This window comes from Sphingomonas abietis (assembly GCF_027625475.1).
Classification (GTDB): domain Bacteria; phylum Pseudomonadota; class Alphaproteobacteria; order Sphingomonadales; family Sphingomonadaceae; genus Solisphingomonas; species Solisphingomonas abietis.
In genome coordinates, this window is record NZ_CP115174.1 from 2539123 (window position 1) to 2557218 (window position 18096).

Sequence of the window (18096 nt, forward strand, 5' to 3'; positions counted from 1 at the left end):
CCCCGGGCTTGGCCGTCAGCGCCCCAGCATCGTCTCGGGGATCACCACCCGATCGAACGTCTCGCCGTCGACGAGGCCGAGCGCCAGCCCGGCTTCCTTCAAGGTCAGGCCCTCATGGTGCGCGTGCTTGGCGATCTTCGCGGCATTGTCGTAGCCGATCTCCGGCGCGAGCGCAGTCACCAGCATCAGCGAACGATCGAGCAACTCGGCGATCCGGCGACGATCCGGCTCCAACCCCTCGACGCAGCGTTCGGCAAAACTCTCCATCGCCACGCTGAGCAGATCGATCGAGCGCAGCACATTGGCGCCGATCAGCGGCTTGAACACGTTGAGCTCCATATGCCCCTGAAGCCCGCCGATGGTGATCGCGACATGATTGCCCATCACCTGCGCCGCCACCATCGTCACCATCTCGCACTGGGTCGGGTTGACCTTGCCCGGCATGATCGAACTGCCCGGCTCATTCTCCGGCAGATGCAGTTCGCCGAGGCCGCAGCGTGGGCCTGACCCCAACAGCCTGATATCGTTGGCGATCTTGGAGAGTGACACCGCCAGCGTGTTGAGCGTGCCCGACAGATGGACGATCGGATCGTTGGAGGCGAGCGCCTCGAACTTGTTGTCGGCGGTGCGGAAGGGCAGCCCGGTGATATCGGCGATGGCGCGCGCGACCGCTGCGGCGAAGCCCGCCGGCGCGTTGAGCCCGGTGCCGACCGCGGTGCCACCCTGCGCCAAAGCCATCATGCCGTGCGTCACCGCCGGCTCGATCCGCTGGCGATCGCGGTAGAGCATATGGGCATAGCCGGAAAATTCGTCGCCGAGCGTCAGCGGCGTCGCGTCCTGCAAATGGGTGCGGCCGATCTTGACGATATCGTCCCAGGCCTGCGCCTTCCGGTCGAGCGCGGCGTGCAGGCGTTCCAGCGCCGGAAACAGGCGCTGCGTCACCGCCAGCGCCGCCGCGACGTGCAGCGCGGTCGGGAAGCTGTCGTTGGACGACTGGCTCTTGTTGACATGGTCATTGGGATGGACCGGCGCCTTGCCGCCGCGCTGGCCGGTCAGCGCCTCATTGGCGATGCCGGCGACGACCTCGTTGACGTTCATGTTGGATTGGGTGCCCGAGCCAGTCTGCCAGATCACCAGCGGAAACTGATCGTCATGATCGCCCGCCGCGACGGATGCGGCCGCTGCCTCGATCGCATCGGCGACGTCGCCGGGGAGGCCATGTCCACGGTTCACCCGTGCCGCCGCCTGCTTGACGATCGCCAGCGCGCGGACGATGCCGATCGGCATCCGCTCCTGCGATCCGAACGGGAAATTATGGATCGAGCGCTCGGTCTGCGCGCCCCAATAGGCCGACGCGGGCACCTCGATCGGTCCGAAGCTGTCGGTCTCGGTGCGGGTCTCGGTCATGTCGGGGCTCCTGATGCTCGCCCCCAAGCTGGCATCGTCGCCCGACAATGCAACCCATCGGAACACGCCATCGGGCAGGATGACGCCGGAAAGGAGGCACGCCCCCTCCCCGGTCATCCTCACTTCGCGAAGATCACCTCGCTCCAGAACCCGTCATCGAGGAACTGGCGATATTTCTCGTAGCCGGCGATCGCCACCTTGCCCTGCTCCTCCGGAAGCACCGCCTCCATCTCTTTCTCGATCGCCATATCGCGCGCCTTGTCGGGGCCGAGCAGCGCGAAATTGGGCAGGTGCGTCGCGATCAAGACATTCGGGTTGCCTTTGACGAAGCCGTTGCGGACGATGATCTTGTAGGCATCGATCAGGCCGCGCTTCTTCAGGATGTCGAACAGCGGGATCTGGGTGTGGTGCAGCCCGACCAGATAGTCGTCGATATGGTTGGGATCGACCTCGATCGCGTTGATCTCCCACACCCCCTGTTCGGGCGCGTAGTCGCTATACATCTTGGCGGAGGAAACCGTGGCGAGCGTCAGCGCCAGCACGGCGGCCGCGCCCATCATCATGGTGCGTATCATCTTTCTCGTCCCTGTTGGAGAAGACGCTACGCTACCTGAAGATCGGATCGCCGGATGGCCCACCGGGCCGGGAGAGACAGATCACTTCTTGCGGGTGAAATCCACCGAAACCACGTTCGAGCCATCCTCGCTGGTCGCGATCGGGGTGTCATTCTCGGGCTCGGCCGGCTCGGCGTCGCCATCCTCGGACTGGGCCTGGAACTGGAGCGCGAAATTCACCGCCGGATCGACGAAGCCCGTGACGGCCGCGAACGGCACGATCAGCTTGGCCGGCACCTGGTTGAACGACAGGCCGACCTCGAAGCCGTCCGGGTTGGCCTTGAGCTCCCAATAGCGGTTCTGGATGACGATCGTCATCTCGTCGGGAAAGCGCTGGCTGAGGTGGAGCGGAATGTCCACGCCCTGAGCCTGCGTCTTGAAGGTGATGTAGAAATGATGCTCGCCGGGCAGGCCGCCGGCACGCTCGACCTCGCCCAGCACACGGCCGACGACGGCGCGCAGTGCCTCCTGCACGATCTCGTCATAGGGAATCAGGCTGTCTGCTACGGTCGGTTCGGTCATGTGGCAGTAACTGAACGCGCCCGCCGCGACGGTCAAGGCGTTGCGTCGGGGAAGGACCACGCTATGAGGACCGCGCCTTTATTCAGCCGGGAAGACTGACGATGCGCCGCGCCACTGTCCGCCGCGAGACGACCGAGACGCAGATCGCGGTCACACTCGATCTCGACGGCACCGGAATCTACCGGATCTCGACCGGGATCGGTTTCCTCGATCACATGCTCGAACAATTGTCGCGTCACGCGCTGATCGACCTCACCGTCGAGGCGAAGGGCGACCTTCACATCGATCAGCACCACACGACCGAGGATTCGGCGCTGGCGATCGGCGAGGCGTTCAGCAAGGCGCTCGGCGATCGCAAGGGCATCCAGCGCTTCGGCTCGGCCTATGCGCCGATGGATGAGACGCTGACCCGTGCCGCGATCGACATCTCCGGCCGACCCTATCTGGTCTTCCGCACCGCCTTCAGCCAATCGAAGCTCGGCGATTTCGATACCGAATTGTTCGAGCACTGGTTCCACAGCTTCGCGCAGGCGGCCGGCATCACGCTGCACGTCGAGACGCTCTACGGCCGCAACAACCATCATATCGTGGAGAGCGCGTTCAAGGCACTCGCCCGCGCGCTCCGCGCCGCGATCGAGGTCGATCCGCGCAAGGCCGATCAGGTGCCGTCCACCAAGGGCACGCTGGGAGGCTCGGCCGGAGGCAGCGGCGACGCGCAATGACGCTGGCCCTGATCGATTATGGCGCGGGCAATCTGCGCTCGGTGGACAATGCCCTGCGGGCGGCCGGCGCGACGGACGTTGCGGTGACGGCCGATCCCGATCTAGTCCGTACCGCCGACCGGATCGTGCTGCCGGGCGTCGGCGCCTTCGGGGCCTGCATGGCGGCGCTGTCCGCGCTGCCGGGCATGATCGAGGCGATGAACGCGCGCGTCATCGACGGTGGCGTGCCCTTCCTGGGAATCTGCGTCGGCATGCAGCTGATGGCCAATGCCGGCGAGGAGATGGGCATCTTCCCCGGCCTCGGCTGGATCGACGGCACCGTCCGCCACCTGCCCGAGACCCCCGGCCTCAAGGTGCCCCATATGGGCTGGAACGACGTCGTGCCCCGGCGCGCGCATCCGCTGCTGGTGCCGGGCGAGGCCTATTTCCTGCACAGTTACGCCTTCGATCTCGCCGATCCGGCCGATCTGCCGGCCGATCTGATCGCGACGACCGATCATGGCGGCCAGGTGACCGCCGCGGTCGGCCGCGACAATATGCTCGGCGTCCAGTTCCATCCCGAGAAGAGCCAGGCCTATGGGCTCGCTCTGCTCAACCGTTTCCTGGAGTGGAAGCCATGACCGCGCCTCTGATCATCTTCCCGGCCATCGATCTCAAGGGCGGGCAGGTCGTCCGTCTCGCCGAGGGCGATATGGATCGCGCCACCGTCTATGGCGACGATCCCGCGCATCAGGCCCGGCTGTTCGCCGAAGCCGGGGCGACCCACCTCCATGTCGTCGATCTCGACGGCGCCTTCGCCGGCAAGGCCGTCAACGCCACCGCGGTCGAGGCGATCGTCGCGGCCTTCCCCGGCAAGGTCCAGCTCGGCGGCGGCATCCGTGACCGCGCTGCGGTGGATCGCTGGCTCGGCCTGGGCGTCGACCGGGTGGTGATCGGCACCGCCGCGCTCGACCATCCCGATTTCGTCGCGCAGGCGGCGCGCGATCTTCCCGGCCGCATCGTCGTCGCGGTCGATGCGCGGGACGGCTTCGTCGCCACCAAGGGCTGGGCCGACGTCTCCGAGGTCCGTGTCGTCGATCTCGCCGAGCGGTTCGCCGATGTCGGGGTGGCCGCCTTGCTGTTCACCGATGTCGGTCGCGACGGCCTGCTCAAGGGCTGCAACGTCGAGGCGACGCAGGCCCTCGCCCACGCCAGCGCCATTCCGGTGATCGCCAGCGGCGGCGTCGCCGGGATCGAGGATATCGAGGCGCTGATGATCGCGCGTTCGGGCATCGTGGAAGGCGGCATCGAGGGCGTGATCACCGGCCGGGCACTCTATGACGGCCGCCTCGATCTGGCCGACGCGCTGAGGATGGCGCAGGCATGACCGTCCGCGTCCGCGTCATCCCCTGCCTCGACGTGGCGGGCGGGCGTGTGGTCAAGGGCGTCAACTTCGTCGATCTCGCCGATGCCGGCGATCCGGTCGAGCAGGCGCGGATCTACGACGCCGCGCAGGCCGACGAACTCTGCTTCCTCGATATCACCGCCAGCCATGAGGAGCGCGGCACCATCCTCGACGTGGTGGCGCGCACCGCGTCGGTCTGCTTCATGCCGCTCACCGTCGGCGGCGGCGTGCGCCGGGTGGAGGACGCGCGCGCGCTGCTGCTCGCCGGCGCCGACAAGGTGGCGGTCAACTCCGCCGCCGTCGCGCGACCGGCGCTGGTCGGCGAGATGGCCGAGCGCTTCGGCGCGCAATGCGTCGTCGGCGCGATCGACGCGCGCCATGTCGGGCCGGGCCAGTGGGAGGTCTTCACCCATGGCGGGCGCAAGCCGACCGGGATCGACGCCATCGCCCATGCCCGCGATCTCGCCGCGCGCGGGGCCGGCGAATTGCTGATCACCTCGATGGATCGGGACGGCACGCGTGACGGCTATGATCTCGCGCTCACCCGCGCGATCTCCGATGCGGTTTCGGTGCCGGTGATCGCCAGCGGCGGCGTCGGCAATCTCGATCATCTGGTGGCGGGCGTCACCGAAGGCCATGCCTCGGCGGTGCTGGCGGCCTCGATCTTCCATTTCGGGCAGCACAGCGTCGCACAGGCGCGCGCGGCGCTGGCCGAAGCCGGGCTGCCCGTCCGCAGCTGACGTCCCAAAACGAAACAGGCGGCAGCAAAAACAACCATGCCGCATCGCACCCTCCTTATAGGATCGGCCCGTCGCAGGGCGTGATTCGCTCGCCAAGGCGACAATTCGGGTCGGGAGTGTCGACATGAAATTCGCCCATCTTCTTTTCGCGGCCGCGGCCGTCACTGCGATCTCCATCACGCCGGCGCAGGCCGGTGGCTCCTTCGGCGGGTCGTCGGGCGGCTGGGGCCATGGCTCCACCTCGTCCTCGTCCGGTGGGCACAGCTCCACCTCGTCGGGCGGGATGCCGAGTTCCAGCAGTTCGTCCTCGGGCGGCGCCACCTCGGTGCCGGAGCCCGGCGACGCGATCCTGCTGCTGATGGGCGCCGCCGGCGTCATCATCGGCCGCAAGTTCCATGCGCGCGCCAAGCGCCGCGGCTGAATGACGCCCGGCGATTGACCCGACCACCGGCCGCCCGATAAGGCGGCCGGATGGTCGATATGCTATCCAGGCTCGCCGCCACCATCGCCGCCCGCAAGGGCGCCGACGCCGGCGCCTCCTACACCGCCTCGTTGTTCGCCAAGGGCCTGCCCAAGATCGCGCAGAAGCTGGGCGAGGAAGCGGTGGAGACCGTGATCGCGGCAATGGCCGGCGATCCGAAGGCGGTCACCGGCGAAGCCGCCGATCTGCTCTTCCATCTCCTGGTCCTGCTCGAAGCCAGCGGGGTGCCGCTGGCCGACGTGCTGGCCGAACTCGATCGACGCGAAGGCGTCTCCGGGCTGGACGAGAAGGCCGCACGGGCGGTGCCCAAGCCGATCGCAGCCACGCCGCCCATCGACACCGGCCCCAGCCTCGCCATGGGCGAGGCCTCGGCCGATGACGACCGTCCACGTATCCGGAGGGGCTGATGCCGATCGACGCCACCCTGCCCTATGACGACGCCAACATCTTCGCCAGGATCCTACGCGGCGAGATCCCGTGCCAGAAGGTCTTCGAGGACGACTTCGCGCTCGCCTTCCACGATATCGCGCCGCAGGCGCCGATCCACATCCTGGTGATTCCCAAGGGGCGCTATGTCTCCTGGGACGATTTTTCGGCGACGGCGTCCGAGGCCGAGATCGCCGGCTTCGTCCGCGCCGTCGGCCAGGTCGCGCGGGACAACGGGTTGGTGGCGCCGGGATATCGGCTGCTCGCCAATATCGGCGCACATGGCCATCAGGAGGTGCCGCATCTCCATGTCCATCTGTTCGGCGGACGCCCGCTCGGCGCGATGCTGTCACGCGGCTGACGCATCGCCGCTTGCGCGATCCTGATCAGCCGCTAGGCTCCCGTCCCCATAAGACGGCGCGCCACAGGGCGAAGCCTCATGGGGAAAAATTGATGATCTTCGGCAGAGTAAAGTCTCTGGACGCGATCCTCGCGACCGCGGAAAAAAAATCGCTGCACCGTTCTTTGGGGGCTTTCCAGCTGACGTTGCTCGGCATCGGTGCCGTGATCGGCACGGGTATCTTCGTGCTGACGTCGGAGGCCGCGCAGAAGGCCGGGCCGGGCATGTTGCTGAGCTTCATCGTCGCCGGCTTCGTCTGCGCGGTGGCGGCACTCTGCTATTCCGAACTGGCCTCGATGGTGCCGGTGGCCGGCTCCGCTTATACCTATACCTATGCCGTGGTCGGCGAATTGCTGGCCTGGATGGTCGGCTGGGCGCTGATCCTCGAATATGCGGTGGGCGCGAGCGCGGTCGCGGTCGGCTGGTCCAACCATGCGGTCGGCCTGCTGAGCGCATCGGGCTTTCATTTCCCGGCGATCATCAGCAACGCCGATGCGCTGATGGCGCACATCCAGCTGGCGTTCGGCGCGGCCCCGTCGGTTGATCTGACCACGGCGGAGACGGTCGGCGGCTGGATCAATCTTCCCGCCGTCCTGATCTCGATCGCGGTGATGGGCCTGCTGGTGCTCGGCACCACCGAGAGCGCCTTCGTCAACGCCATTCTGGTCTGCATCAAGATCGCGGCGCTGTTGCTGTTCGTAGCGCTGACCTGGCCGGGGATGAACACCGCCCATTTCGAGCCCTTCCTGCCGACCGGATCGATCGGCGTGTTCGGCGCCGCCGCCTCGATCTTCTTCGCCTATGTGGGCTTCGACGCGGTCTCCACCGCGGCCGAGGAAACCAAGAACCCGCAGCGCAACGTGCCGATCGGCCTGATCGGCAGCCTCGTCGTCTGCACCATCTTCTATCTGCTGGTCGCCTCCGGCGCGATCGGCGCGATCGGCTCGCAGCCGGTGACCGGCGCCAATGGCGCGCTGCTCGAGCCCGGTTCGGCCGAGATGGCCGGCCGCTGCGCCGCGATCACGGCGAGCGGCGCGATCGAGCCGCTGGTCTGCTCCAAGGAGGCGCTGGTCCATGTCCTCCAGGTGATCGGCCATCCGATCTTCGGCTGGTTCGTCGGCCTCGCCGCCGTCCTTGCGCTGCCCTCGGTCGTGCTGATGATGATGTACGGCCAGACCCGCATTTTCTTCACCATGGCCCGTGACGGCCTGCTGCCCACCAAGCTGGCGAGCGTGCATCCGAAGTTCCGCACGCCGCACATCGTCACCTACGTCACCGGCGCCGCCGCGACGATCGCCGCCGCCTTCCTGCCGGTCGGCAAGCTGGCCGACTATTCGAACTCCGGCACGCTGTTCGCCTTCCTGATGGTGGCGGTATCGGTGATGGTGCTGCGCAAGACCGACCCGGCCCGCAAGCGGCCGTTCCGCACGCCGCTCGTCTGGATCGTGGCGCCGCTCGCGATCATCGGCTGCATCGCGCTCTATCTGTCGCTGCCGCTGACCGCGATCCTGGTGCTCCCGATCTGGGGCATACTCGGCCTGCTGGTCTATTTCCTCTACAGCCGCTCGCGCTCTTTTGTCGGCCGCGGCGTGATCGACGACAGCGGCGAAGCCGCGCCGGACGCCACCCACCGCTGATCGGGAACGGACGCAAAAAGGGGCGGGTGGCACCATCGCCACCCGCCCCTTTTTCATGCCTCCGGAAGATCAGCCGAGCTTGGCGGCGATCAACGCCTTGAGATCCTGCTCCGGCCGCGCGCCATAATGCGAGATCACCTCGGCCGCCGCGATCGCGCCCATCCGCAGGCAATCCTCGACCGGGCGTCCCTGCACATGGCCGACCAGATAGCCGGCCGAGAAAAGATCGCCCGCACCGGTGGTGTCGACCACGCGGTCGACCGGCTCGGCCGGCACATGGAAACGCTGGGTGCCCGATGCCGCCCAGGCGCCATCCTTGCCGCGCGTCGCGACGACCAGCGGCAGCTTCGCCGCCAGCGCATCCATCGCCGCGTCGAAATCCGCCGCGCCGGTCAGCGCCAGCAGCTCTTCCTCGTTGGCGAACAGGATATCGATGTCGCCCTGGTCGACCAGCGCCGTGAAGTCGGCGAGGTGGTTCATGATGCAGAACACGGCGGACACGCCGAGCGCGACCTGGCGGCCGGCCTTGCGCGCCATCTTGATCGCCGCCTGCATCGCCGCGCGCGGTTCGGCCGGATCCCACAGATAGCCTTCGAGCAGCAGCACCTTGGCCGAGGCCACCTGCGCCTCGTCGACCGCCGATGCCGGCAGGAACTGCGCCGCGCCGAGATAGGTGTTCATCGTCCGCTCGCCGCATTCGCCGACCAGGATCAGGCAGCGCCCAGTCGGGATGTCGGCATCGCGCGGGGCGACGGTGAAATCGATCCCCTGCGACTGCAGGTCATGGACGAAGACCTCGCCGAGCTGGTCCTTCGCGACCTGGCCGATGAAGGCGCAGCGCGCGCCCATCATCGCCGCACCGGCGACGGTATTGCCGGCCGAACCGCCCGAAATCTCCTTGCCCGGGCCCATGTGCGAATAGAGCGACGTCGCGCGATCGGCGTCGATCAGCTGCATGGCGCCCTTGGTAAGGCCCTGAGAGGCGAGGAAATCGTCTCCCGCCGGCGACAGCACGTCCACGAGGGCGTTGCCGATGGCGATGATGTCGAGCGTGGTATCGGTCACGAAATTCTCCGAAAAGGCGTCGGTCGGCGCCTAGCGACCGACGGGCCGGCGCGCAATCTTTGCGGCATGGCGCGCGAGCCTGTTTGCGGCGACCCACGGGCGTGGCAGGTGGGACGCATGATTCGCCGCCCGCTCCTCGCCCTGCTGCCGCCGCTGGCGCTCGCCGCCTGTACCGCCCCGACCGGGCAGGCCGGCCCCGCCCCCATGTCCGAGAAGCCCGCCAACATGCGCGAGGCCGGCCTGCAACGGGTCGTGGGCAAGACCGCGGCGCAGCTCGCCGCCCTGTTCGGCCCCGCCGATCTCGACGGACGCGAGGGCCAGGCGCGCAAGTTGCAGTTCGTCGGGCCGGCCTGCGTGCTCGATGCCTATCTGATCGCCGAAAAGACCGGCGCCGAGCCGGTGGTGACCTATATCGACGCGCGCCTGCCTTCGGGCGACGATATCGATCGCGCCTCCTGCATCGCGTCGCTCAGCCGGCGCGATGCGGCGCCCTGAGCGCGACGTCCCATTCCGACCTGACCTGCTCGTCCTCCTCGCCGTCCGCCCGTGCCGGATCGAGCATCCCCAGCCGGCCGAGCGCCCAGACGGCCGCGCCCCGCACCACCGGCGCCGGGTCGTCGAGCAGCGGCTCCAGCTGGGACGCCAGCCCGGCGTTGCCGCTGTTGCCGGCCACGATCGCGGCGTTGCGTACCATCCGGTCGCGCCCGATCCGCTTGATCGGCGAGCCCGAGAAGACCTGCCGGAAGCCCGCATCGTCCAGCGCCAGCAAATCGCCGACCTGCGGCGCCGCCAGTTCGGCGCGGGCCGCAAACGCCATGTTGGCGCGCGCCGAGACCGCGAACTTGTTCCACGGGCAGGCCGACAGGCAATCGTCGCAGCCATAGACATGATTGCCGATTCCCTCGCGCAGATCGTGCGGGATCGGGCCGGCATGTTCGATGGTGAGGTAGGAGATGCAGCGCCGCGCATCGATCTTATAGGGTGCGGGGAAGGCGTTGGTCGGGCACGCCACCTGGCAGGCATCGCACGACCCGCAACTGTCCCGCGAGGGTGGATCGGGATCGAGTTCCAGCTCGGTCATCACGCAGCCGAGCAGCAGCCAGCTGCCATGATCGCGGCTGACCAGATTGGTGTGCTTGCCCTGCCAGCCCAGCCCCGCCGCCATCGCCAGCGGCTTTTCCATCACCGGCGCGGTATCGACGAAGACCTTGAGCGCGCCGCCGCCCTCCACCACCAGCCAGCGGGCGAGCGCCTTCAGCGCCTTCTTGACGATATCGTGATAATCCTGCCCCTGGGCATAGACCGAGATGCGCGCCGTCTCGGGCTCGTCGGCCAGCCGCATCGGGTTTTCGGGCGGCGCATAGCTCATCCCCAGCGCGACCACGGACCGCACCTCGGGCCACAGCGCCTTCGGAGAACGCCGCCAGTCGGCGCGGGCCTCCATCCAGCCCATCTCGCCATGCGCGCCGTCCGCCAGCCATTCGGCGAGGCGTTCGCCTGGCAACGGGTCATCCACCGCCCGCGTCACCCCGCAGGCGACGAAGCCGAGGCGCAGCGCCTCCGCCTTCAGGCGTTCGGTCAGGGTCGTCGGCGGTAACATGTCATTCTCATAAGCGGGCGCGACGCCGAATCAACGCGGCCCGGCATAACCCTGCTGGTCCTCGCCCTGCGCGCGGTCGCGCTTGGCCTGCTTGCGCGCTTCCTTCTCGTCCCGCTTCTGCTGCTTGCGGACCTTGCGACCGAGGTTGCGATCCGCCTCCGAACGGCTGGTCGTGCTCCAGTCCACCACCTTGGACCCGACCCGCACCGGCGCGGTGGCGACGTCATAGGCGGTATGGACGACACAGCCGGACAGCAGCACGCAGGCGGCGATCAGAAACAGACGTGACATGGCGACCCCGATCCTCGATTGGACGCCATCCTGATCGGTCAGCGCGGCGGAATTGAGGCGTCAGGCGTGGCGGAAGGGCAGGATCGCTTCCAGCTCGCTCGCCGCCTTGCCGCCGCCGTGCCGCGCGAACCAAGCATGGCGAACGATTTCCGCCTGCTGCTCGATGCCGTAGCGGCGGAACGGCTTGCCGGGCTTGAGATGGTAGGAATAGCGGCAGAAGGGATGGCGCGCGAGCGGCAGATACCAGCGCCCGCCGCGCTGCGCCTGCCAGACATGGGTCATCTCGTGGATGAAGAGCCCCTGCATCGACAGGCTCGCCGAGGAAAAGTCACCACACCATGCCGAACTGCCCGCCGGTATCCAGATATCCCCGTCGGGCGCCATCACCGTCTCGCGCGGCTGAAAGGGAAACCAGCGGCGATGGTGCAGGCGCACCGCCGCATAATCGATCGCATCGCCGAATATCAGATGGGCCAGGGCGGTTTCGCCCAGCGTCAATCCGCGCCTGTCGTCCGTCATACCCATCCGTCATTATCAATAAGGCGCCGCATCAATAAGGCGCCGCGTCGCCAGCGCCGACCACCATCGCATCCACCGTCAACGACTGTCCCGTCGCGAACCGCAGGCTGAGCGGCATCCGGCCCTTCGCCTTCCACGCCGGGCTGAGCCCGAACAGCATGACGTGGCGGCCACCGGGCGCGAAGCGCAATTCGCCATGCGCCGGCACATCGACCCCGTCCAGCCGGGCCATGCCGGTCGCTCCGCCGCGGCCCGTCGCCATGCTCTCATGCAATTCGCTGGCCCCTGCCGCCTTGCTCTCCACGGCCAACAGCCGCGCGGGAACCGGCCCGCCATGGATCACCAGATAGGCCGCGCCCGGATGGCCCGGCACGGCCGGCAGCCGCACCCAGCCATGATCCGCCGACAGCGTCGCCTCATGATGGCAGGCCGCCAGAACCAGCAGCATCACCGGCGCGACATGGGCGAAACGCATCACGCAACTGTCCCCGATCGTTACGCCTTGCGGATTAGGGCCGCGACACGCTTGCAGCAAGCGCAGGGCTTCTTATATCGCCGCACGGAGCATTCCTCTCGTCCTTCGCTTGATGAGGGGGGACGAGAGGCTCGTCGACCATCGAGAGAGTTTACGGGGATATTGAATGGCTAAGGTTATCGGAATCGATCTGGGCACCACCAACAGCTGCGTCGCTGTGATGGAAGGTGGCAAGCCCAAGGTGATCGAGAATGCGGAGGGCGCGCGCACGACCCCCTCCATCGTCGCCTTCACCAAGGATGGCGAGCGGTTGATCGGCCAGCCGGCCAAGCGCCAGGCGGTCACCAACCCGACCAACACGATTTTCGCAGTGAAGCGCCTGATCGGCCGCCGCTTCGACGATCCCATCACCCGCAAGGACACCGAGCTGGTGCCCTACACGATCGTGAAGGGCCCGAACGGCGACGCCTGGGTCCAGGCCGGCGGCGAGGATTACTCGCCCTCGCAGGTCTCCGCCTTCACCCTGCAGAAGATGAAGGAAACCGCCGAATCCTATCTCGGCGAGACCGTCACCCAAGCCGTGATCACGGTGCCGGCCTATTTCAACGACGCCCAGCGCCAGGCGACCAAGGACGCCGGCAAGATCGCCGGCCTTGAGGTGCTGCGCATCATCAACGAGCCGACCGCGGCCGCGCTGGCCTATGGCCTCGAGAAGAATGACGGCAAGACCATCGCGGTCTACGATCTCGGCGGCGGCACCTTCGACATCTCGGTGCTCGAGATCGGCGACGGCGTGTTCGAGGTGAAGTCGACCAACGGCGACACCTTCCTGGGCGGCGAGGATTTCGACAACAAGATCGTCGAATATCTGGCCGAGGGTTTCAAGAAGGACGAGGGCATCGACCTCTCCAAGGACAAGCTCGCGCTGCAGCGTCTGAAGGAAGCCGCCGAGAAGGCGAAGATCGAGCTGTCGTCGGCGCAGTCGACCGAGGTCAACCTGCCCTTCATCACCGCAGATCAGAATGGCCCGAAGCATCTGGTCAAGACGATCACGCGCTCGGATCTCGAAAAGCTGGTCGAGGATCTGGTCCGTCGCACGATGGAGCCGGTCAAGAAGGCTCTGGCCGACGCCGGCCTCAAGGCCGATGCGATCGACGAGGTCGTCCTCGTCGGCGGCATGACGCGCATGCCGCGCGTCCGCCAGGCGGTGAAGGACTTCTTCGGCAAGGAGCCGCACACCGGCGTCAACCCGGATGAGGTCGTCGCGATCGGCGCGGCGGTGCAGGCCGGCGTGCTCCAGGGCGACGTCAAGGACGTGCTGCTGCTCGATGTGACCCCGCTGTCGCTGGGCATCGAGACGCTGGGCGGCGTGTTCACCCGGATGATCGACCGCAACACCACGATCCCGACCAAGAAGAGCCAGACCTACTCGACCGCGGAAGACAATCAGAATGCGGTGACGATCCGCGTCTTCCAGGGCGAGCGCGAGATGGCGGCCGACAACAAGATGCTCGGCAATTTCGATCTGGTCGGCATCCCGCCGGCGCCGCGCGGCGTGCCGCAGATCGAAGTGACCTTCGACATCGACGCCAATGGCATCGTCAACGTCTCGGCCAAGGATCGCGGCACCGGCAAGGAGCAGCAGATCAAGATCCAGGCCTCGGGCGGCCTCAGCGACGGCGACATCGACCAGATGGTCAAGGACGCCGAGAAGTTCGCCGAGGAGGACAAGAAGCGTCGCGAGGCGGCCGAGGCGAAGAACAACGCCGAAGGCCTGATCCACTCGACCGAGCGCCAGCTCGAGGAGCATGGCGACAAGATCGACGCGGCGCTCAAGGCCGAAATCGAGGCGGCAGTGGCCGAGGCCAAGACCGCGGTCGAGGGTGGCGAGCCCGCCGCGATGACCGAGAAGGCGCAGGCGCTCGCGCAGGTGTCGATGAAGCTCGGCCAGGCGATCTACGAGAAGGAGCAGGCCGCCGGCGCTACGCCGGGTGCGGAAGCGCCGAAGCAGGACGATGTGGTCGACGCCGAATTCTCGGAAGTCGACGACACCAAGTAAGCGGAAGGGCGAGGCGGGCGATATGCCCCCTCGCCCCTTTCGGTCATGTCGGCACGGGCCGGCATCTCGATCGGTGGAGCGCAGCGCCCACTTCGCGAGACCTGGCACCGGCCGGGATGACACGACAGGTGAGTGAGAGCGCTGCGCAGGGCCATTCATGACCGAAATCGATTTCTACGAACTGCTCGAGTGCGAGCGCACCGCCGACGACAAGGTGATCAAGTCGTCCTATCGGCGGCTGGCGATGATCCATCATCCGGACAAGAATCCGGGCAACGCCGCAGCGGAAGCCAAGTTCAAGGCCATCTCGGAAGCCTATGATTGCCTGAAGGATCCGCAGAAGCGCGCGGCCTATGATCGCTTCGGCCATGAGGCCTTCCGTAACGGCGGCGGCGGCGGTGGCGGCCAGCAGGGCTTCGAGGGCTTTTCCGACATCTTCGAGAGCGTGTTCGGCGATTTCATGGGCGGCGGCCGCCAGCAGCGCGGTGGCCCGCGTCGCGGCGCCGACCTGCGCTACGACATGGAAATCACGCTGGAAGATGCGTTCCACGGCAAGACCGCGTCGGTCACCGTCGATGTCGCCGCGAATTGCGACGTCTGCGCGGGCACCGGTGCCAAGCCCGGCACCTCGGCCAAGACCTGCCAGACCTGCGCCGGGCACGGCAAGGTGCGGGCCCAGCAGGGCTTCTTCGTGATCGAGCGCGCCTGCCCGACCTGCCATGGCGCCGGACAGGTGATCGCCGATCCCTGCAAGGCCTGCCGCGGCGAAGGGCGGGTCGACAAGGAGAAGACGCTGGAGGTGAAGATCCCCGCCGGCGTCGACGAGGGCACCCGCATCCGTATCACCGGCGAGGGCGAGGCCGGCGGCCCCGGCGCGCCTCCGGGCGATCTCTACATCTTCCTGCACGTCAAGCGACATGCGATCTTCCAGCGGGACGGCACCAATCTCGGCGCCCACTGCCCGATCAGCTTCACCACGGCGGCGCTCGGCGGCGAGATCGAGGTGCCGGGGCTCGACGGCGAGACCACGCTGATCAAGATCCCGGCCGGCATCCAGTCCGGCAAGCAATTGCGCCATCGCGGTTCGGGCATGCCCGTGCTCAACGGGCGCGGCCGTGGCGACCTCGTGATCGAGATCGCGGTCGAAACGCCCACCAAGCTGTCGGCCCGGCAGAAGGAACTGCTCCAGCAGTTCCGCGAGACCGAGACCGGCGAGGAATGCCCGGCCTCCACCGGCTTCTTCGACAAGCTCAAGGGCATGTTCGGGGAATAAGCCGAGGCACGCCGGATGGCCTGCACGGCCCATCCGGCGTGCCTTGCCGTGCCCTCGCCCCGCATTCACTTCCATCGCTTCGGCACGGACATGAAAAAGGCGACCTTGCGGCCGCCCCTCGTCATATCGTGATTGTCATATCGTCATTGGCCGGCCGAGCGCGACCGGATGCCGATCCGCGCTCTAATTGCAGCCCGGAACATAGCTGCTGAGCGACGGATCCCAGACCGGCGGACAGCCATCATAGCCGTCATAGCCATAGGCGTCGCCCCAGCCGTCGCCGCCATAATAGCCGCCCCAATCGTCATAACCGCCCCAACCGGGATAGCTGTCCCAACCATAGCCGAGCCCGAAGCCGATCGGATAGCCGTAATAGCCGCCCCAACCACCGCCCCAGCCGCGGCCATAATAGCCACCATGGCCGCCCCAGCCGCCATGGCCGCCCCAGCCACCACGGCCGCCGCCGCCATGCCAGCCGCCATTGCCGCCACCATGATAACCGCCGCCCTGGAAGCCGCCTCCCTGGAAACCGCCGCCGTGGAAGCCACCGCCACCACCGCCGCCACCATGAAAACCGCCGCCGCCGCCGCCGCCACCGTGCGGGCCGGCCATGGCAGGCGCCGCGACCATCAGCAGCGCGCCGCTTGCCGCGGCCATCAATCCGTGAATCATCTTCATAGCCAGCTCCAGTCGAAGGGTGGCCCCTCGCATCAACCCATGTGTTAATGTTCAGCCCGTCTTCAAGGTGTCACGCCCTGCTGAAAAAACTTTAACGCCAGTGCGCGCTTCGACAGCCCTTCGCGTCAGACAGTCCTATCAGGCGATCCTATCAGGCGGTCGTATCGACCCCGGCGGCATCCGGCGCCTTGGCGACCCCGACCATCGCCGCGCGCAGCAGCCGATCCTTGATCATCCAGCCGGTCTGCATCTCGTGGACGACGGTGCCCGGCGCGGCATCGGCCGATTCCATCTCCATGATCGCCTGATGCTTGTTCGGGTCGAGCGGCTGGCCGACCGCCTCGATGCGGGTGATGCCGTTGCGCTGGAACACCGATTCCAGCTCCTTGCCGGTCATCTCGATGCCGGTGACGAGCGGCTTCAGCTTGTCGTCGGAGCGCATCTCGGCCGGGATCGCGGCCAGTGCGCGGGTCAGATTGTCGGAGACCGACAGCAGATCGCGGGCGAAGCCGGACGTTGCATAGGCGCGGGCATCCGCCACCTCCTTCTCGGTGCGGCGGCGCAGATTCTGCATCTCGGCCTGCACATAGAGGGTCTGCTGCTTCGCCTCCTCGATCTCGGCGCGCAGCTTGTCGTGCTCGGCCACTTCGGGCGCGGCCTCGGCTGTCTCGGTGCGGAGGGTCTCTTCGGTATTCTTGATTTCTTCGGTCATGCCATCAGCCTGGAAAGTGCGTGTGCGGTGAAATCCACCATCGGTACGACACGCGCATAATTCAACCTCGTGGGCCCGATCACGCCGACCACGCCCACCACCCGGCCCTCACGGGCACGGTATGGCGCGGCGATAATCGAGGAACCGGATAACGCAAAGAGCTTGTTCTCCGATCCGATGAAGATCTTGGTCGCAGAGCCGTTGCGCGCGCCATCCAACAACCGGGCAATCTCCTCCTTGCCCTCCAGCTCGTCGAGCAGCTGGCGGACGCGATCGAGATCGTCGGTCACCGACGGATCGAGCAGATTGGCTTGGCCGCGCACGATCAGCACCGGACGATCGGCGCCGTCGATCGACCAGATCGCCAGGCCGCGCTCGACCAGATCGTGGCTGGCATGATCGAGGCGCGCACGGCCGAGGCCGATTTCCGCCGTCAGCCGGGCCTGCGCCTGGCTGAGGGTCAGCCCGGCCAGCTCGGCGCTGATATAATTGGCCGCTTCGGTGAGCGCGGCATGGGATGTGCCGGGCGGCAGATCGACGACCCGGTTCTCGACCGTCCCGTCGGCGCCGACCAGCACCGCCAGCGCCTGCTCGCGACTGAGCGACACGAAGGCGAACTGGCGCAGGATCGGCTCCTGCTTGGGCACCAGCACCAGCCCGGCGCAGGCCGACAGGCCGGACAGCACCGCCGACGCCGCTGCCAGCGCATCCTCGATCGGCCCGACCATGACGCCATGGGCACCGCCGATCCCCCGCTCGATCGCGGCGCGTTCGTCCTCGGACGGTTCGTCCGCCTGCATCATGCCGTCGACGAACAGGCGCAGCCCGGTCTCGGTCGGCATCCGCCCGGCCGAGATGTGCGGCGCGGCGAGCAGGCCCGCCTCCTCCAGATCCTGCATGACGTTGCGGATCGAGGCCGACGACAGGTTGAGGCCGGACAGTTGCGAAATGGTCCGCGATCCGACCGGCGCGCCCGAGCGGAGATAGGATTCCACCACCACGCGAAACACGCTGCGCGCACGATCGGACATTTCGAGGACGGCTGGACCCATCAGGCGAATGTAGGGACAAGGACGCCCCGTCTCAACCGA

At 67.3% G+C, this 18096-nt stretch carries 21 protein-coding genes and 1 pseudogene; 11 read left to right on the top strand and 11 right to left on the bottom strand.

The window, feature by feature from the left end; genetic code table 11:
* Positions 1–15 precede the first annotated feature (15 nt).
* From fumC to PBT88_RS12020, 3 genes are all read right to left on the bottom strand, one after another.
* The gene (gene fumC / locus PBT88_RS12010) at positions 16–1407 is read right to left on the bottom strand and encodes a class II fumarate hydratase (protein WP_270079244.1); all 1392 of its coding nucleotides are present in this window, start codon (positions 1405–1407) and stop codon (positions 16–18) included.
* A 119-nt stretch (positions 1408–1526) separates the two neighbouring features.
* Positions 1527–1982: a hypothetical protein gene (locus PBT88_RS12015; RefSeq protein ID WP_270075584.1), complete on the bottom strand. Its 456-nt coding sequence runs from the start codon at positions 1980–1982 to the stop codon at positions 1527–1529.
* Positions 1983–2063: 81 nt separating this feature from the next.
* Positions 2064–2543 (bottom strand): SspB family protein, encoded by a 480-nt coding sequence (locus PBT88_RS12020; RefSeq protein WP_270075585.1) that lies wholly within the window; start codon positions 2541–2543, stop codon positions 2064–2066.
* A 101-nt stretch (positions 2544–2644) separates the two neighbouring features.
* Here PBT88_RS12020 and hisB point away from each other — a divergent pair, with 101 nt between their 5' ends.
* From hisB to PBT88_RS12060, 8 genes and pseudogenes are all read left to right on the top strand, one after another.
* Positions 2645–3265 (top strand): imidazoleglycerol-phosphate dehydratase HisB, encoded by a 621-nt coding sequence (gene hisB, locus PBT88_RS12025; RefSeq protein ID WP_270075586.1) that lies wholly within the window; start codon positions 2645–2647, stop codon positions 3263–3265.
* On the top strand, positions 3262–3885 hold the full coding sequence (hisH, locus tag PBT88_RS12030) for an imidazole glycerol phosphate synthase subunit HisH (RefSeq protein WP_270075587.1): 624 nt from the start codon (positions 3262–3264) through the stop codon (positions 3883–3885). The genes hisB and hisH overlap by 4 nt, the downstream gene beginning before the upstream one ends.
* Positions 3882–4631: a 1-(5-phosphoribosyl)-5-[(5-phosphoribosylamino)methylideneamino]imidazole-4-carboxamide isomerase gene (gene hisA / locus PBT88_RS12035; protein ID WP_270075588.1), complete on the top strand. Its 750-nt coding sequence runs from the start codon at positions 3882–3884 to the stop codon at positions 4629–4631. Before hisH ends, hisA begins: the two co-directional genes overlap by 4 nt.
* A complete protein-coding gene (gene hisF / locus PBT88_RS12040) occupies positions 4628–5389 on the top strand; it encodes an imidazole glycerol phosphate synthase subunit HisF (RefSeq protein WP_270075589.1) in 762 nt (253 codons plus the stop codon). The genes hisA and hisF overlap by 4 nt, the downstream gene beginning before the upstream one ends.
* Before the next feature lie 124 nt (positions 5390–5513).
* Positions 5514–5810, top strand: a complete 297-nt coding sequence (locus PBT88_RS12045; RefSeq protein ID WP_270075590.1) for a PEP-CTERM sorting domain-containing protein — start codon at positions 5514–5516, stop codon at positions 5808–5810.
* A gap of 50 nt (positions 5811–5860) precedes the next feature.
* A pseudogene (locus tag PBT88_RS12050) lies at positions 5861–6169 on the top strand (phosphoribosyl-ATP diphosphatase); the annotation flags it as partial.
* 107 nt (positions 6170–6276) lie between these two features.
* Complete coding sequence (locus PBT88_RS12055; protein ID WP_270075591.1) at positions 6277–6657, top strand: histidine triad nucleotide-binding protein; 381 nt, start codon at positions 6277–6279, stop codon at positions 6655–6657.
* A 92-nt stretch (positions 6658–6749) separates the two neighbouring features.
* Positions 6750–8333, top strand: coding sequence for an amino acid permease (locus PBT88_RS12060; protein ID WP_270075592.1), 1584 nt, complete (start codon positions 6750–6752; stop codon positions 8331–8333).
* Positions 8334–8402: 69 nt separating this feature from the next.
* On the opposite strand, the gene PBT88_RS12065 is transcribed toward PBT88_RS12060, so the two are convergent.
* On the bottom strand, positions 8403–9398 hold the full coding sequence (locus tag PBT88_RS12065; RefSeq protein ID WP_270075593.1) for an adenosine kinase: 996 nt from the start codon (positions 9396–9398) through the stop codon (positions 8403–8405).
* Between the two features lie 117 nt (positions 9399–9515).
* Here PBT88_RS12065 and PBT88_RS12070 point away from each other — a divergent pair, with 117 nt between their 5' ends.
* On the top strand, positions 9516–9893 hold the full coding sequence (locus tag PBT88_RS12070) for a hypothetical protein (RefSeq protein WP_270075594.1): 378 nt from the start codon (positions 9516–9518) through the stop codon (positions 9891–9893).
* On the opposite strand, the gene queG is transcribed toward PBT88_RS12070, so the two are convergent.
* From queG to PBT88_RS12090, 4 genes are read right to left on the bottom strand one after another with little or no spacing between them, the layout of a single operon-like run.
* Positions 9868–10998: a tRNA epoxyqueuosine(34) reductase QueG gene (gene queG / locus PBT88_RS12075; RefSeq protein ID WP_270075595.1), complete on the bottom strand. Its 1131-nt coding sequence runs from the start codon at positions 10996–10998 to the stop codon at positions 9868–9870. The genes PBT88_RS12070 and queG overlap by 26 nt on opposite strands.
* Positions 10999–11028: 30 nt before the next feature.
* Complete coding sequence (locus PBT88_RS12080; RefSeq protein ID WP_270075596.1) at positions 11029–11289, bottom strand: hypothetical protein; 261 nt, start codon at positions 11287–11289, stop codon at positions 11029–11031.
* A gap of 60 nt (positions 11290–11349) precedes the next feature.
* Positions 11350–11814 (bottom strand): vgr related protein, encoded by a 465-nt coding sequence (locus PBT88_RS12085; protein ID WP_407696457.1) that lies wholly within the window; start codon positions 11812–11814, stop codon positions 11350–11352.
* Positions 11815–11839: 25 nt separating this feature from the next.
* Positions 11840–12283, bottom strand: coding sequence for a copper chaperone PCu(A)C (locus PBT88_RS12090; protein ID WP_270075597.1), 444 nt, complete (start codon positions 12281–12283; stop codon positions 11840–11842).
* Positions 12284–12449: 166 nt separating this feature from the next.
* Between PBT88_RS12090 and dnaK the strand changes: the two genes are divergently transcribed.
* Positions 12450–14342, top strand: a complete 1893-nt coding sequence (gene dnaK / locus PBT88_RS12095; RefSeq protein WP_270075598.1) for a molecular chaperone DnaK — start codon at positions 12450–12452, stop codon at positions 14340–14342.
* Between the two features lie 157 nt (positions 14343–14499).
* Complete coding sequence (dnaJ, locus tag PBT88_RS12100) at positions 14500–15615, top strand: molecular chaperone DnaJ (protein ID WP_270075599.1); 1116 nt, start codon at positions 14500–14502, stop codon at positions 15613–15615.
* 183 nt (positions 15616–15798) lie between these two features.
* Here dnaJ and PBT88_RS12105 read toward each other — a convergent pair whose 3' ends face one another.
* The 3 genes from PBT88_RS12105 to hrcA all read right to left on the bottom strand — a co-directional run bounded on the left by PBT88_RS12105 (position 15799) and on the right by hrcA (position 18060).
* A complete protein-coding gene (locus tag PBT88_RS12105) occupies positions 15799–16293 on the bottom strand; it encodes a hypothetical protein (protein WP_270075600.1) in 495 nt (164 codons plus the stop codon).
* Positions 16294–16444: 151 nt separating this feature from the next.
* Complete coding sequence (grpE, locus tag PBT88_RS12110) at positions 16445–17005, bottom strand: nucleotide exchange factor GrpE (protein ID WP_270075601.1); 561 nt, start codon at positions 17003–17005, stop codon at positions 16445–16447.
* Positions 17002–18060 (bottom strand): heat-inducible transcriptional repressor HrcA, encoded by a 1059-nt coding sequence (gene hrcA / locus PBT88_RS12115; RefSeq protein ID WP_270079246.1) that lies wholly within the window; start codon positions 18058–18060, stop codon positions 17002–17004. The genes grpE and hrcA overlap by 4 nt, the downstream gene beginning before the upstream one ends.
* Positions 18061–18096: the final 36 nt, after the last annotated feature.